The 15,428-nt window shown below is 58.1% G+C and carries 13 protein-coding genes; 11 read left to right on the top strand and 2 right to left on the bottom strand.

The features are described from left to right. The first annotated feature begins 53 nt into the window (after positions 1-53). Positions 54-1,409, top strand: coding sequence for a helix-turn-helix domain-containing protein (locus tag LDO26_RS15315; protein ID WP_232131964.1), 1,356 nt, complete (start codon positions 54-56; stop codon positions 1,407-1,409). 9 nt (positions 1,410-1,418) lie between these two features. On the opposite strand, the gene LDO26_RS15320 is transcribed toward LDO26_RS15315, so the two are convergent. Further along, positions 1,419-2,363, bottom strand: a complete 945-nt coding sequence (locus LDO26_RS15320; RefSeq protein WP_255682270.1) for an integron integrase — start codon at positions 2,361-2,363, stop codon at positions 1,419-1,421. Between the two features lie 1,094 nt (positions 2,364-3,457). Here LDO26_RS15320 and LDO26_RS15325 point away from each other — a divergent pair. From LDO26_RS15325 to LDO26_RS15350, 6 genes are all read left to right on the top strand, one after another. Next, positions 3,458-3,658, top strand: coding sequence for a hypothetical protein (locus LDO26_RS15325; protein ID WP_232131966.1), 201 nt, complete (start codon positions 3,458-3,460; stop codon positions 3,656-3,658). A gap of 86 nt (positions 3,659-3,744) precedes the next feature. After that, positions 3,745-4,176, top strand: coding sequence for a DUF695 domain-containing protein (locus LDO26_RS15330; protein WP_232131967.1), 432 nt, complete (start codon positions 3,745-3,747; stop codon positions 4,174-4,176). 58 nt (positions 4,177-4,234) lie between these two features. Continuing rightward, complete coding sequence (locus tag LDO26_RS15335) at positions 4,235-4,621, top strand: ribonuclease E inhibitor RraB (RefSeq protein WP_232131968.1); 387 nt, start codon at positions 4,235-4,237, stop codon at positions 4,619-4,621. Between the two features lie 119 nt (positions 4,622-4,740). Beyond that, a complete protein-coding gene (locus LDO26_RS15340; RefSeq protein WP_232131969.1) occupies positions 4,741-5,202 on the top strand; it encodes a hypothetical protein in 462 nt (153 codons plus the stop codon). Between the two features lie 1,310 nt (positions 5,203-6,512). Beyond that, the gene (locus LDO26_RS15345; protein WP_232131970.1) at positions 6,513-7,004 is read left to right on the top strand and encodes a YfbM family protein; all 492 of its coding nucleotides are present in this window, start codon (positions 6,513-6,515) and stop codon (positions 7,002-7,004) included. A gap of 662 nt (positions 7,005-7,666) precedes the next feature. After that, positions 7,667-7,915 carry a hypothetical protein gene (locus tag LDO26_RS15350; protein ID WP_232131971.1) on the top strand — a complete coding sequence of 83 codons (249 nt, stop codon included), beginning with the start codon at positions 7,667-7,669 and terminating at the stop codon, positions 7,913-7,915. Between the two features lie 1,091 nt (positions 7,916-9,006). Here the strand turns inward: LDO26_RS15350 and LDO26_RS15355 are convergent. Then, complete coding sequence (locus LDO26_RS15355) at positions 9,007-9,156, bottom strand: hypothetical protein (RefSeq protein WP_232131972.1); 150 nt, start codon at positions 9,154-9,156, stop codon at positions 9,007-9,009. Positions 9,157-11,143: 1,987 nt separating this feature from the next. Here LDO26_RS15355 and LDO26_RS15360 point away from each other — a divergent pair. From LDO26_RS15360 to LDO26_RS15375, 4 genes are all read left to right on the top strand, one after another. Further along, complete coding sequence (locus LDO26_RS15360; protein WP_232131973.1) at positions 11,144-12,151, top strand: DUF2806 domain-containing protein; 1,008 nt, start codon at positions 11,144-11,146, stop codon at positions 12,149-12,151. Between the two features lie 72 nt (positions 12,152-12,223). Beyond that, a complete protein-coding gene (locus tag LDO26_RS15365; protein ID WP_232131974.1) occupies positions 12,224-12,838 on the top strand; it encodes a DUF6988 family protein in 615 nt (204 codons plus the stop codon). Positions 12,839-13,736: 898 nt separating this feature from the next. After that, positions 13,737-14,102, top strand: a complete 366-nt coding sequence (locus tag LDO26_RS15370; RefSeq protein WP_232131975.1) for a TonB family protein — start codon at positions 13,737-13,739, stop codon at positions 14,100-14,102. Positions 14,103-14,554: 452 nt separating this feature from the next. Further along, positions 14,555-14,848 (top strand): hypothetical protein, encoded by a 294-nt coding sequence (locus LDO26_RS15375; protein WP_232131976.1) that lies wholly within the window; start codon positions 14,555-14,557, stop codon positions 14,846-14,848. Positions 14,849-15,428 lie beyond the last annotated feature (580 nt).

Here is a 15,428-nt window from a genome sequence, read left to right on the forward strand (position 1 = left end):
TATCGTGCGAACATCCCACCAATTTCTGTGAATCCTGCGAATCGACGCCCGTCATGGCCCGCCCCAAGCGCTTCGTCGGCGCCCGCCTGCGGCGCCTGCGCCAGCAACGCGGCCTTGCCCAGGCCGCGCTGGCCCAGGCCCTGCGGATCTCGCCGAGCTACCTCAACCAGATCGAGCACGACCAGCGCCCGTTGACGCCGGCGGTGCAGGCGCGGCTGGAGGCCCTGTTCGGCCCGCAACCGGCGCTGTTCGACGGCAGCGGCCCGGCGGCGCTGGTCAGCGAGCTGCGCGAAGCGCTGGCCGAGCTGGGCGAATCCGCCACCACGCCCGAGGAACTGGAACTGCTGGCCGGCGACCTGCCCGGCATCGCCCACGTCCTGCTGGACCTGCACCGGCGCCAGCGCGCGATCCGCGAACGCGCCGACGCGCTGGCCGCGCAGCTGGGCGACGTGGAACTGGCCGGCCCCGACGGCGACCCGGTGCGCGACTACTTCAACCGCCGCCGCAACCACGTCGCCGAGCTCGACGACATCGCCGAGGCCGCGTTCCGCGAACACGGACTGGTCGCCGGCCAGGTCGCCCCGCGGTTGCGCCAGCGCCTGCTCGACGCCCACGGCATCCGCGTGCAGGTCGGCGACGGTCTCGACGACAAGCGCCAGTTCGACCCGGCCACGCGCATGCTGTCGTTGCCGGACTGGCTGCAGCCCGGCCAGCAGGCCTTCCAGATGGCGGCGGAACTGGCCCTGCGCGAACACAGCGCACTGATCGACCGGCTGGTGGCCGAGGCCGGCTTCAGCGAAGCCGAGCGCATCGCCCAGGCCCGCATCGGCCTGTCCAACTACTACGCCGGCGCGCTGGTCATGCCCTACGGCGCCTTCCTCGACGAAGCCGAGGCCGCGCGCTACGACATCGACCGCCTCGCCCACCGCTTCGGCGTCGGCTTCGAGGCCGTCTGCCATCGCCTCAGCACCCTCGCCCGCCCCGGCCGGCCCGGCCTGCCGTTCTTCTTCGTCCGCGTGGACCGCGCCGGCAACGTCTCCAAGCGCCACTCCGCCACCGACTTCCACTTCTCCCACGTCGGCGGCGCCTGCCCGCTGTGGATCGTGTACGAGGCCTTCAACCAGCCCGGCCGCGTCCTCACCCAGGTCGCCCGCATGCCCGACGGCCGCAGCCACTTCTGGCTGGCCCGTCAGGTCGAGAGCGGCCCCGTCGGCCACGGCCGCCGGCGCAAGACCTTCGCCGTCAGCCTGGGCTGCGACCTGCGCCATGCCGGGCGGCTGGTGTATTCGCGCGGGCTGGACCTGCAGGACCCGGCGACCGCCACGCCGATCGGGCCGGGGTGCAAGGTGTGCGAGCGGACCGACTGCGTGCAGCGGGCGTTTCCGGCGTTGCGCTTGCTGTCGCCGTAACGGGCATGGCTACCTGTCCAGCGGACTCAGCACCCCCAAACCGCCGCGATTGACGACATGCGTGTAGATCTGGGTGGTGGCGACATCCTTGTGGCCGAGCAGCTCCTGGATCGTTCGGATGTCGTGGCCGGCTTCGAGCAGGTGCGTAGCAAAGGAGTGCCGCAGGGTATGCGCGGAGACAGGCTTGTCGATACCGGCCTGTTTCGCCGCCCGCTTCAGGGCACGCGAGAGCAGGGCCTCGTCCAGATGGTGCCGCCGCTCGGCACCGGAGTTCGGATCGGTGCTGCGCCGCTGCGCCGGGAACACGTACTGCCAGGCGAACTCGCGTGCCGCATTCGGGTATTTCTTCGCCAAGGCATGCGGCAACCACACCTCGCCGAAACCGGCTTCGACATCCTGCCGATGCAGGATCCGCGCCTGTTCGGCCTGGTGCTGCAACGGTGCGATCAACGCAGCCGGCAGCACCGTGCGCCGGTCCTTGTTGCCCTTGCCCGCGCGCACCGTGATCTGGTTGCAGGCCACGTCCAGATCCTTCACCCGCAGGCGCACACCCTCCATCAAGCGCATGCCGGTGCCGTACAGCAGGCTGGCCAGCAGCCACATGCGTCCGTCCATGCAGGCCAGCAAGCCCGTCACTTCCTGGCGCGACAGCACCACCGGCAAACGGCTTGGCCGCTTCGCCCGAACCACCTCTTCCATCCACGGCAGGCGGGTCTTCAGCACATCGCGATACAGGAACAGCAGCGCGGCCAGGGCCTGGTTCTGCGTGCTCGCCGCCACATTGCCCCGCACCGCAAGCATGGTCAGGAAGGTTTCGACCTCCGGCCCGCCCATTTCCCTTGGATGCCGCTTGCCATTGGCGATGATGAAACGCCGAATCCAGCCCAGATAGGCCCGCTCCGTGCGCAGGCTGTAACGCTTGACCCGCATCCTGTTCCGCACCTGATCCAGCAGCCCTGGCGACTGCCGCTGCGATGGAGGCGATGCCCCCGGCCGCGATGCGCGCAACGTCGGCTGGTCATCGGGCCTGGTGTCCGGATCCTTTCGCGTTACCGCCTCATTTCGTCCTGGATAACTCATACCACTCCATTCCTTTGAGATAACACTTCCAGACTGCCCTGCAATCGCCTGGATCTCTTTCATCCAAGCCTTTGATCTACTGTAGGATTTCTCCGATTGACTCGGCCTCTGACAGCCTGAATACTGCCGTTATCACCCCTGTTTCGGGGTCTAATAGGCGTTAGGCCGCTGACTATGATGCATGCCACTATTCTGCGGGTAACAACTTGGGACAGGTCGCGAGCTTGGACAGATGATGTCGCGCACACTCGCAACATGCTGGTTCGGATGCTCCGTAAGTCCTCGCCACTTGGCCACATTCAAGCGAAGCGCTTGATCAAGGCGGTACTCGCCGGCACAGAGACAGACCTTCCACTCCAAGACGCTACGCTGGCTCTGCCAATGCGCAATGCTCTGCAGTCAATCGGCGCCTATGTTCAGCTTGTCCCACCATCGGCCTAACAATTCATTCAAGCCGACGCCGCTTCGCGGCGCGGCTTAACTCAGGCGTTAGGCCTCACATGTCACAGAAGTCGCTAGCCATACTTCTGCTATTCGTCTGCGGCCTAGTACTAGGTGTCGCGTCACAATGGCCGACTCCGTTCCATGTCCCGGAATGGCTAGGCTGGCTGCTCACCATCATATTCAGCCTGTCCGTTTATTGGTGGTATCGCACGGATAGTGATGACAGGGGTTATAGGAGACGTGCTTGGCTCGGATTCTCTATCTTTTTTATTCCGCCGCTTGCCATTCCTATCTTCTTGTTCCATTCGCGTGGATTTCGTCAAGGCGCCATGGCAACCTTGTTGGCCGCGCTTGTAGCTGCTGGAGTAGTCATTACTGCAGCAGTGACCGCCATGCTTGTAGTGTGGATTCAATGGCAGCTAGAGTGAGGCCTAACAATTCATTCAAGCCGACGCCGCTTCGCGGCGCGGCTTAATTCAGGCGTTAGGCTGCTTATCGCGATGTACAACTAACGGAGTGATTAAATGTCAACGGAAAAGCGACTGGAACACCTTGAGATCGTGCTTGGTTTCGTCCTGAACGAAGCTCTCCCGCAAGGCTCGAAAGAACGCGCAGACGTTAAGAGAAAACTTGACGAGATCATCGCAATGAAAGGAACCCACGCGAATCAAGAGAACGAGGGATTGTCGCTGGTTGCTGAGGCCATTCGAATTCCAATCGTTTAATGAACACACAGCCTAACAATTCGTTCAAGCCGACGCCGCTTCGCGGCGCGGCTTAACTCAGGCGTTAGGGCGCACAAGGAGCTTCCATGGAAGACCAGAGAGGCTGGGTAATAGCAAGAACTGAGACTGAAGATGGCTTGTCTGTGCTTCGACTTAAAAATATTGAAGATCAGTTTGACTTCAACGCATTTCCTGAAAGGCTAAATGTAATCTGGGACTTCCAAGAGCCAACTCAGGCTGGCACACCATCGCCGTCCGAATCGGAAGCAATGGAACGATTTGAAGATAGGATATGCGGTCGCATCGAAGAAGATGGAGAGTCCATCTTATGCATGGTTTTCACAGAGCCCGGCTACAGAGAGTACGTGTTCTACTCTAGAAGTACAGATGACTTCCTCAGTGCGCTCAATACAATTCCACAAGAACGTCAGCCTTATCCCATTGAGATACAACACGAGACAGACCAAGGATTTGGGTTTTATCAGTCGTATGCTCAGGGCCTCCGGGGTGCGCCCTAACAATTCATTCAAGCCGACGCCGCTTCGCGGCGCGGCTTAATTCAGGCGTTAGGGCGCTATGAAATCTCTCATCCATCTGAATTTGTTATTTCTATTCTTTACTGGTGCCTGCTCAGCTCAGTCCATTGCGGAGCAACAGGATGCTCGTGTGATTGAAAATCTTGTTGCCGCCGGATCGGATATTTCAAAGCCTCACAACATCGACTTCTTCATGTTCCTTCCGAGCAAGGCAAAAGCCAAGGCGGCCGCTACTGAGATTGAGCAGCTCGGTTACACCATCGCATCAGTAGATCGCCCTCCCGGACGGTCGCAATGGCAGGTTCATGCTACCCGCGTGATGGCGCCACAACTTGAAGCAATGACTGCCACCACGCGCGCTCTGACGGCGATAGCTGCCAAGCATGGCGGCGGCTATGATGGCTGGGGCACGGGCGTAGTCGAGTAGCGCCCTAACAATTCATTCAAGCCGACGCCGTTTCGTTCCGCCAAGCACATGGCAGGTAAAGCTTGCCATGTGCTTGGCTCCACTACACGGTGCGGCTTAACTCAGGCGTTAGGCATCACATGCAAGAAATCCTCAGTTTCCTCAGGGACTACCCTTACATACCAGCTACAGTTCTGGCCGCCTTTGGCTGGTGGTGGGTGCATAGACTCAATTCGACACGAGACAGAATTAACGCCGAGAGACAGTTACGTAATACCGAACTAGCCAAAGTCTATTCAACGCTTCTACGTATTGGCATCTACGGAACCCTGACAAAGACTGATGATGATGGCAAGGTCATTTGGGTAAATGAGGAGCTTGAGGATGCTGTTGGAAAGATCTACTTATACGGCACTAAGCACCAAGTAGACCTGACCCAGACTTATGTTAAGTCATGGGCAGATATAAACAGCGCAAATGGCACAGAGCTTCTTAACAACATTCGCGAGCATATTCGTAGTTCTCTGGGTTTACCGCCAGTTCAAGGGACTCCCCATTATCTTCGTATTGAGATAAATAGGGGAAAGAAGAGTGATGCCTAACAATTCATTCAAGCCGACGCCGCTTCGCGGCGCGGCTTAACTCAGGCGTTAGGCGGCGGTGGAGCAAGCGCAGTGCAGCGTCCGTCTTCGTCCGCATCTTCGGCGCTTCGCCGGTCGGCTCCGGACGCGGCCTCCAGGCTCAATGCTCCCGGCTTGCCCGCGGCTTCGGCATCTCGCGTCACTGTCCAGCTGCGATTGTTGTAGCTGGCTTCGGGCACATCCAGCGGCAAGCACCTCGCGCAAGCCCCGCTCCCAGATCTACAGCACGGCCGGCTCCCGGCAACACCGCAAAGCGGCACTTCCATTGTTCATCACCGCTTGGCACCATCGCCTAACAGTTCATTCAAGCCGACACCGTTTCGTTCCGCCAAGCACAGGGCAGGTAAAGCTTGCCATGTGCTTGGCTCCACTACACGGCGCGGCTTAACTCAGGCGTTAGGCCCTATGCCGCAGCTTCAACAACGGACCACCTGGCTTCTGGCGCTCTTCATTGCCTCGGCGCAAATCTTGGGTGCTACTGGCTTCTACCAGTACCAGATGGCCGCGATCTCATCTGGCTCCTTCGCTTCTCCTGGGATGCTCACACCGGAGCCAGGCCACGTCAGTTACAGCTTCGCTTGGGGCGGCGTCTACTTTTGCGCAGTTCTGGCCGGCATTCTACTGTCCGCGTTCGCAGCAAGGGGTACAAAGCTCCTGTGCGCCTTGGTTCTTATAGTGCTCATTCCTGCCGCTCCATGGGTCTTGCTGCTACTTGCCAGTCCGTGGTCCGGGGCCTAACAATGCGTTCAAGCCGACACCGCTTCGTTACGCCAAGCACATGGCAGGTACAGCTTGCCATGTGCTCGGCTCCACTACGCGGCGCGGCTTAACTTAGGCGTTAGGCGGCAATGGACGAGAAGGTTCGCTCACTACACAAGATTCTTGAGGCCATAGCTTCGCAGCGAGGGCTACGCCTTGCTTACGACACCCACTACGATGCGGGCAACCTAGAAATTTGGTGGTGGCAGGGAAAGACGCGACACCGTTTGGACTTTCAGCCGCTGCACGCTGAGCCTCTGCAAGTTACTCACCTGCTAGACACATATCCGTTCTTGCCAAAGCTGCTCCTTTGGTGCCGTCGCTACGTTCCAACGTTTCCTGTTCTTCCAAAAGTGCAATGGCATATCCTTGGTTCTCTGCCGGAGCCCTACACAAGGGAAAGCGTCGAGGAGTTGATACTCAGCGTGTTGCCACCTAACAATTCATTCAAGCCGACGCCGCTTCGCGGCGCGGCTTAATTCAGGCGTTAGGCCTCACAGGAGAGAGTATCGATGGGAATGGCAGCATGTTTCGCCGCTATTGATTCAAATACTGCGGCTCGTCTTCGGTCGAACCCCGAGGAAGTTGAGGGCTATCTTTTCCCAGATGACGGAGACGGGGAGCCTGATAACTACGCCGACGTAGATAAAGCTTGGCACGGGATCCACTATCTGCTCAATGGCAGTGCCGATGGAGGTGACTCCCCATTGTCCTGGGCCGTTATGGGCGGCGCGGAGGTCGGAGAGGACATTGGCTATGGCCCAGCGCGCATACTTACTCCTGAGCAAGTCAAGGCGATCTCGGACGCCCTGCCAAGTGAGGACGCGTTCAAGGCATCATATGCACCTGAAGCCATGAAGGCCGCTCAAATTTATCCAGATGTGATCTGGTTAAGAGACGGAGACGAGGCTCTTGACTACCTCGTAGAGAACTACAAAGTCATGGTTGAGTTCTATCGTTCTGCAGCGTCAAGAGGTGACGGCGCTATTCTTTGGCTTTGCTAGGCGTGAGGCCTAACAATTCATCCAAGCCGACGCCACTTCGTGGCGCGGCTTAATTCAGGCGTTAGGGCGCAGGGGGAATTATGCGTTTGGCTGCACAGATTCTTCTCTTCTTGCCCATACTCGTTGGCTACTGGTACGTCCACGGCGAACTCGCGGTATGGGCTCAATGGGTGCCTGACTTGTTCTCGGATCGGTCGTTTCGTCTGGCTGGCCTACTCTTAGGAGCCGTCCTGTGCGGGCTTCTTGCAGGTCTGATCTTTGTAGCCCCCGTCGGGCTTCTATACCGGCAACGACCGTTGCTGGTCGCTTTGATCGTATCCTTCGGGGCCGCCACCTTTGACGCCTATCACATGCAGTTGGCGGGGAGCTTGCCATTCACCAAGGTGGCTTTGCTGCTAGATCTCGCTGTTTTCTTCCTGTCGCTACCGCTGTGTGTACTCGTACTCGGTCGGTTGCGCCCTAACAGTTCATTCAAGCCGATGCCGCTTCGCGGCACGGCTTAATTCAGGCGTTAGGCCTCTATCAGCATTCACGGTGCGCCATGCTTTTTCCATGGAGATCTGCGCCTAAAGATTTCTGTTGATTCTCCAAAAATGGCATGGCAGCCTTTCTGGCAAGCGCGTCGTTTGCACGTCTTACTTCAACTCAACAGGGGGCACACCATGAAGATTTCTTCCGTCGTTAAGCGTGGCAAGGCCATTGGCACTATTCTCACTCCACATAAGCATGCGGATGGCATGTTCATCGTCAGCACCACTAGGTTTGAGAGGGACTACATTCGGATTTCTGACGAGGCACAGCTTCCTCAGCTGATCAGCAAGGGCTTCAAGGTCAGGATGAGCAAACATGACGCTCCAAACCATCGAGCGCCTAGTTTGATTGCCCCGGCTTCAATCACGGTAGAGGCCTAACAATTCATTCAAGCCGACGCCGCTTCGCGGCGCGGCTTAACTCAAGCGTTAGGGCCCTATGGACAGAGCACGGGCGCTCAAACTTGTCGAAGAGTCGTTTGCTCGGGGCAGTCGTACGCCATGCTCCTGGGCACCTGACCCGGACGCATACATCGCGGAAGAGCAGTCCAAGCTTCTGTCTCGGCTGATCGACCCTTTTCCCGTACTGGTTCGCGCCGACGAGTGGGCCCAAAAGCATTGCGGTCGTACTCCCGGGCCTCACGCCATGTACGCCATTGCCCACCTTGACGGGCAATGGCTATTCTACAGCACGTCTTTGTCTCAGTTCTTTCTTGGTTACGGTAAGCTCGGAGACACGGAGGGGTTCTCAATGCTCGGCCACTCGTCCGGTGACGCGCTGGCAGAGTGGCTCGGCTAGGGCCCTAACAATTCATTCAAGCCGACGCCGCTTCGCGGCGCGGCTTAATTCAGGCGTTAGGCCCCATGAAACTCTCCCAGCTCCCTGCATGGCCATTCGGAGTTGCCTCGGCTCTTACAGGCTTTGCGGCCGCTTACCTTTGGGTGGCTGCAGTTTCCACTGCTTCTTTGCGGTTCGGTTACTGTGGGGTCGCCGTTGCTGATGCGCCAGAGCAGTACTGTCGCGTTGCGGTTCGGGTCCTGCATCAAAGCTACGGCGTTGGCCTGCTAGCTGTAGTGTTCGCAGTCGTTGCACTTCTACTCAAGGTCGGGCGCAGCAACCGTGGCGCTGGGGCCTAACAATTCATTCAAGCCGACACCGTTTCGTTCCGCCAAGCACATGGCAGGTAAAGCTTGCCATGTGCTTGGCTCCACTACACGGCGCGGCTTAACTCAGGCGTTAGGTACGCAGATTGTTCTCAAGGATTCTTGACATACCAATCTACTACCGCAACCCTGACAAGTTGGGCGGCAATGCTGGGTGGCGTTGGTTCTACTTCAATGAGACTGTCGGTTTCATCTGGCTTGAGTCTCGGCCTGATGCAATACGCGCGGAGTACTGTTTCATTCGGCAACGCCCTTCTCGCGTTCTAGTCCGCCGGGAGTTCGAGCCTCGCGGCAAGCTGTTCCAAGTATCATGCCGTGGCCTCACGAACGCTGAGATTTTTGGTCGGCTCATGGCGGCCTTCGAGTTCCAAAGCAGTGGGTTCTTGCAGTCGTTCTGGATAGATCTTGGTGCGTTCGAGGTTGCCGGGCCAACCATAGACTGGCAGCATCACGTTCATGGCAAGCGCACCTAACAATTCATTCAAGCCGAACGCCACAAGTGGCGTCGGCTTAATTCAGGCGTTAGACATGCGTAGAACCGTCTTCGCAAACTTCCTCATAGCAAGCTTGGCGCTATCCACGGGTGCCGAGGCGCAAGAGTGCTCCGTCACAGTCACATCACTTGAGATGCACAACAGCATTGCATCTGGCTTGCAGACTATGCTTGAGGAGCTAATCTCCAAGTCGTCCACCATCTCCCCAGGACGACTCGGGCAGGGTCTAGAGCTAAGAATTGTTGGCGCACCCGCGCATGACATCTCGCGCTATCCCGAGTTCCCGCACCGCACAAAGCAACGTCCTACGGATGACCCTCGGTTCACTGCGTTCTACGTTATTGTTGTTCCTGACGGCGTCCTAGTTTCCGCGGATTATAAGAAATGCACAGAGCATGGACACGAGTGTGCTCGCGAGATCGTCCATGAGTTGGAAGAGTCGTGTCGGCGCATGTCTAACAATTCATTCAAGCCGATGCCGCTTCGCGGCACGGCTTAACTCAGGCGTTAGGCGGTGGTGGAGCAAGAGCAGTGCAGCATCCGTCTTCGTCCACATCTTCGGCGCTTCGCCGGTCGGCTCCGGACCGCGGCCTCCAGGCTCAATGCTCCCGGCTTGCCCGCGGCTTCGGCATCTCGCGTCAGTTTGCAGCTGCGATTGATGTCTCTGGCAAGCATCCCGCGGGCCCCGCTCCATCTGTCGTGCGCTCGGCTCACTGCAACAACGCAAGGCGGCACTTCCATTATTCATCACCGCTTGGCACCATCGCCTAACAGTTCATTCAAGCCGACACCGTTTCGTTCCGCCAAGCACATGGCAGGTAGAGCTTGCCATGTACTTGGCTCCACTACACGGCGCGGCTTAACTCAGGCGTTAGGCGTCACATGAACGCATTCGGCCACTTTGGATTCATCGCTCTGGCGTCGCTGGCCATCTCATCCTGTGGCTCTGTCCCAAGAATTGATGGCAGTTCCCAAGCTGCGTTTGAGCGCAGCCATGCCGCCGTTGTTGCAGCACTCTCCCCGAAAGACCGGTTGCAGCTTTCCTTGGCGGAGCTAATAGTCCTATCGCCCAAGGGCTGCCTGACCACCAAGCCACACGCTGTCCAGCCGCTCCTTAACGAAACTCTTGGCGGACAGACAGACCCGAGCCCCTGTCGCAAGGAGCTGCATGGTCTTACGTTCAAGGACATTATGGGTCTGGCGTATCCTCAGGGAGAGCCGGCGGGTGGCGGTGCCGCGGGTGCCGCCTAACAATTCATTCAAGCCGACGCCGCTTCGCGGCACGGCTTAATTCAGGCGTTAGGCCCCGACCGTGCTATTTCAGTTATCCGTAAGAGACAACAATTCGTACATGGTCGGCTCATGCGACCGGGTTGATCCGGCCAGTGGAGTCCCTGTTTGTGGCACATGCGGTTATCGCACCTCCCCAGACTTCACGAGTCCAATCTTCCGGCTTCACAAGCCGCGGTTTGACATTTCGTGTTGCTATGACGGCGCAGTAATTGTCAGTGACCGCTTTGTGGCTCTATATCAATCACTGGGTGGTTCCAACATGAGGTTTGTAGCCCTCCCAACTGCGCCCAGCTTCTACCACCTCAAATGTGAGCGCCCGGTTGTTCTGGACTATACGGCCATGGGAACACTGTTCATGCGTTCCTGTCCTGACTGCACTCGCTACCTAGATACTGTTGGGTATGCACATATTTCTCTCCAGCCTGGGGCCTATGTCGCAGATAACGACATGGCGTTCTCGGACATATACTTTGGCTCCAACAATGAGGCTAGCCCGCTTATGCTTTGCGGACCGAGATTTGCTGCGGCTCTCCGGGCTTCCGGCCTTACTGGCATGGATTCGTGTGAGCCAATCGGGGCCTAACAATTCATTCGAGCCGACGCCGCTTCGCGGCGCGGCTTAATTCAGGCGTTAGCCTTCATAGGGGGATCTTCGCGAGTGGAAATTAAAGACCTTGCAGGGCTCAGTCAGCCGCTGACTCGCTTGATTGAGATTATTTCTCAAGGCGTTGGTGCCGTGGCTCGTCCGTACCTCATCAAAAAGAACGCGTCCGCCAAGGCTGAGGCGGTGAAGACCATTTCCAATGCACTGGGTGAAGTTGCCGGAAAGCACAACTTGCCGGTCATATATAAAGAAGACGGAATCGAAATCTGGCAGAAGCCCGAGGACTCAACGCTGCGCCTCGAATCCCTTCCTGTCGCTGAGCGGATTGAGACGCGACTCGATTTTCAAGAACGCAAGCGACAGCACAACGTAGAGAGCATCGCCGCGGCAGCGGCGGCGGAGCTGATGGATGAAGAAGCTGTGCCAGACCAGGCGCCGGACGAAGACTGGGTTAGCCGCTTTTTTTCTTCTGCGCAGGACGTCTCGTCCGAGCAGATGCAGGAGCTGTGGGGCCGGATCCTTGCCGGCGAGATTAAGAACCCCGGCAGCTTCTCTCTCCGCACGCTGGATTTCGTACGCAACCTCACGAAGCACGATGCCGCTCTCATCGAGAAGCTTTCTAATCTTGCATTCGTGCATGGCACCACAGCCATGATTCCAGTCTTTGAGGACGAGTGGCTGCAGAAAGAGCGCGGCATCTACCCCATGCATCACTTCATCATGGGCGAGCTCGGAGCGCTTTACCCATCTGACTTGACGTTCCGCCAATTCCATGAGCAAGAAGCGAACAAGGCCGTTCTCACTTCTGGCCAATTCATTCTCATGCTCGAGAAAGAGCCACCGATTTCTGAGGTGGCACTTCAGATATGGAAGTTCACGCAGGTTGGTCAGGAGGTCCTTGCTCTCGTCGCACCGGACGGCGACAAGGCACTCGTTGAGAAGCTGGGCAGGCACTACGCCCGCCACGGCGTGTCAGTCCAGCTTGGGGAGATCGTGGAGCGGCTGGCAAACGGCCAGATTCGCTTCAACAATGCACGGAAAGTCACAGCGGATGAAGGCTAACAATTCATTCAAGCCGACGTTGCTTCGCAACGCGGCTTAATTCAGGCGTTAGGTGCATTTGGAACCGTCTCTATGGATTTGAACCGTGCGGAAAAGCTCTTGGATGCCTTGGCATCCATCGTTGACTATCCGCTCTTTGACGAGTCGCCTAGGATAAAGCTCAGTGCAACATTGGCCATCAGCTCACTGCAATTTGCCGCAGCCGCTCGCGTTTTATGTGGTGAGGGTTTATTGCTGGGCGCAAGCGCCACACTTCGCTCGCAGTTTGAGGCGTTGGTTCGTAGCGTTTGGGCGCTACATCGGGCAACGGAAGGCCAGATAGAGCGCCTTTCCTCCGACTTGAGCCAAGCAACACAACAAGCAAGCAAAAATATTCCTCTAGCTAACGAGATGCTCACCGAGCTTGAGAAACTGCCCCAACTTAAGAATCTTCTCGTCGCACTATGTGAATTCAAGGGTAGTTCTTGGCTTCCACTAAATTCATTCGTACATTCAGGCATTCATGCGATTCATTGGACAAAACATGGTGCACCTCATCAGTTGCTCGACAACATCTTTCGTGCAAGCAATGGCCTTTCATTTTTGGCATTTCAAAGCATTGGCATTCTGACGGGACGACCTAATGTGCAACCTGAGCTTATTGCAGCTACCGCAAGCTTTTCCAGCGTGCTTCCAAAGCACAGATAATGCACCTAACAATTCATTCAAGCCGACGCCGCTTCGCGGCGCGGCTTAACTCTGGCGTTAGGTGCCAGTGATAATTCCTCGGCCATTCAAATGGATAGTTTTCGCTGGTGGGGCTGTTGTCGCCTTGTACGGCGTCGCGCTGCTTGCGATTGTTGCTGCAGGGTCTGTCAATGCTGGGCACGTCCCACTTACAGTCTCGGGTGTCTCGGCGTTGGTGGCATCCACTCCGTTCCTAGCCCTACCGTTCTCGGCTCGAGTTGCTAGGACTCTCCTTGCAATCGTGTTGCTTGGCTTTGGTGTCGGTATGCTCTGGCTGGCCTTCTGGCAGCCTCATTCAACCACCTGGTTCAGGGGAGCCGCGCTCGGCTTCACTGCTCTGCTTCTTGCTCGTCTTGGGTTTGCTTGGTGGCGTCGCGGTTCGCCGCCAGGCACCTAACAGTTCTCAAGCCGACGCCGCTTCGCGGCGCGGCTTAACTCAGGCGTTTAGGCGGTGGTGGAGCAAGCTCAGTGCAGCGTCCGTCTTCGTCCGCATCTTCGGCGCTTCGCCGGTCGGCTCCGGACGCGGCCTCCAGGCTCAATGCTCCCGGCTTGCCCGCGGCTTCGGCATCTCGCGTCACTGTCCAGCTGCGATTGTTGTAGCTGGCTTCGGGCACATCCAGCGGCAAGCACCTCGCGCAAGCCCCGCTCCCAGATCTGCAGCACGGCCGGCTCCCGGCAACACCGCAAAGCGGCACTTCCATTGTTCATCACCGCTTGGCACCATCGCCTAACAGTTCATTCAAGCCGACACCGTTTCGTTCCGCCAAGCACATGGCAGGTAAAGCTTGCCATGTGCTTGGCTCCACTACACGGCGCGGCTTAACTCTGGCGTTAGCGCTCATACAAAGGATATCGCCACGTGAAGAAGCTTTTCCTGCTACTTTTCACTGTTGTTCCCGGCTCCACATTCGCCACACCTCCAGTAGTTGAAGCTCCTGCACAAGAAGCCTGCCAAGAACACGTAACATCGGAACCCCGATTGACCATCGATGATTGGCCCAAGCGGGCGCGAGGACGTGAGGTAAATGCTTACGTTGTGATTTCCTACAATCTGGATGGCTCGGGCAAGGCCAAAGACTTGGTGGTAACGGACTCAAAACCGAAGGGGCTCTTTGACAAAACCACCCTCAGCATTCTGGAGCGCACCGAGTTCGCTACTGGCATTCAAGCTTCCTCGTGTGTCTATGTCCGGACTTATGGTTCGGTCAATCGTGCTGAGCGCTAACAATTCATTCAAGCCGACGCCCCTTCGCGGCGCGGCTTAATTCAGGCGTTAGGCGATAGTGGAGCAAGCGCAGTGCAGCGTCCGTCTTCGTCGACATCTTCGGCACTTCGCAGGTCGGCTCCGGACCGCGGCCTCCAGGCTCAATGCTCCCGGCTTGCCCGCGGCTTCGGCATCTCGTGTCACTGTGCAGCTGCGACTGATGTCTCTGGCTTCGGGCGCACTCGCCGGCAAGCCTCCCGCGCAATCCCCGCCCCATCTGTCGCACGCTCGGCTCACGGCAACAACACAGGGCGGCACTTCCATTGTTCATCACCGCTTGGCACCATCGCCTAACAGTTCATTCAAGCCGACACCGTTTCGTTCCGCCAAGCACATGGCAGATACAGCTTGCCATGTGCTTGGCTCCACTACACGGCGCGGCTTAACTCAGGCGTTAGGCAGCAGACCAAGCTATGCCGCACTTCAAAGTCATTCTCTCTGGCCGCGGAATTGACCTGCCATTTGAGGGTGATTCGGCTATCGGTTTTTTCACTACTAGGCAGGTTCGCGCCACCGACTTGCCAGACGCGGAGTCTTTGGCAAAAGAGCTTGTCTTGGCTGAGTGGCGCTCTGGCGGCACTTATGCTCAAGCCAATCGTGGCTCGTTACCTGTGCTGGCAGTTGAGCATTCGTTTTCTGTGGGCTGGGTGGCCGGCACTTTCGGCCGCAACCCCTCTGGCTACACCTTCTACTGCCATGAGGACTAGACTGCTGCCTAACAATTCATTCAAGCCGACGCCGCTTCGCGGCGCGGCTTAATTCAGGCGTTAGGCCGCACAAAGCAGTGCAATAGCAGTTGTGTCGTAGCGTGTTGTCCTCCGCTTCGCTCATTCCCGGGGCTGTTCTTCGGTCAGTCTGTCGTCGCGCGGTTGAGTGTGCGGCCAGCTCTCTTCGCTTCGGATGGCAGTGTCTCGCGGCGTCAACTCGTAAGAGGCGGCTTCGGTCAGACCAGCGGCCGCAATGCCAGGACGCGCTGCCTGGCAGCGGCTTCGGTTTGGTCCCGGCCGGAGCGTTTCGCCGCCGCGCAGCCAGTTCGTCGGACTTCGGGCGCATCCCAAGCAGAGAGCTTGCGGGCCGCTCATTCTCGTCGCATGCTGCGGCCTAACAATTCATTCAAGCCGACGCCGCTTCGCGGCGCGGCTTAATTCAGGCGTTAGGCCCTATGCCGCAGCTTCAGCAACGAACCACCTGGCTTCTAGCGCTCTTCATTGCCTCGGCGCAAATCTTGGGTGCTACTGGCTTCTACCAGTACCAGATGGCCGCGATCTCATCCGGCTCCTTCGCTTC

The organism is Proluteimonas luteida, assembly GCF_021191695.1.
GTDB lineage: Bacteria > Pseudomonadota > Gammaproteobacteria > Xanthomonadales > Xanthomonadaceae > Luteimonas > Luteimonas luteida.

Bases quoted from the DNA above. Each gene is read 5' to 3' on its own strand.
- LDO26_RS15315 (WP_232131964.1), top strand. From the start codon at position 54: ATGGCCCGCCCCAAGCGCTTCGTCGGCGCCCGCCTGCGGCGCCTGCGC.
- LDO26_RS15325 (WP_232131966.1), top strand. From the start codon at position 3,458: ATGTCAACGGAAAAGCGACTGGAACACCTTGAGATCGTGCTTGGTTTC.
- LDO26_RS15330 (WP_232131967.1), top strand. From the start codon at position 3,745: ATGGAAGACCAGAGAGGCTGGGTAATAGCAAGAACTGAGACTGAAGAT.
- LDO26_RS15335 (WP_232131968.1), top strand. From the start codon at position 4,235: ATGAAATCTCTCATCCATCTGAATTTGTTATTTCTATTCTTTACTGGT.
- LDO26_RS15340 (WP_232131969.1), top strand. From the start codon at position 4,741: ATGCAAGAAATCCTCAGTTTCCTCAGGGACTACCCTTACATACCAGCT.
- LDO26_RS15345 (WP_232131970.1), top strand. From the start codon at position 6,513: ATGGGAATGGCAGCATGTTTCGCCGCTATTGATTCAAATACTGCGGCT.
- LDO26_RS15350 (WP_232131971.1), top strand. From the start codon at position 7,667: ATGAAGATTTCTTCCGTCGTTAAGCGTGGCAAGGCCATTGGCACTATT.
- LDO26_RS15355 (WP_232131972.1), bottom strand. From the start codon at position 9,156: ATGAACGTGATGCTGCCAGTCTATGGTTGGCCCGGCAACCTCGAACGC.
- LDO26_RS15365 (WP_232131974.1), top strand. From the start codon at position 12,224: ATGGATTTGAACCGTGCGGAAAAGCTCTTGGATGCCTTGGCATCCATC.
- LDO26_RS15375 (WP_232131976.1), top strand. From the start codon at position 14,555: ATGCCGCACTTCAAAGTCATTCTCTCTGGCCGCGGAATTGACCTGCCA.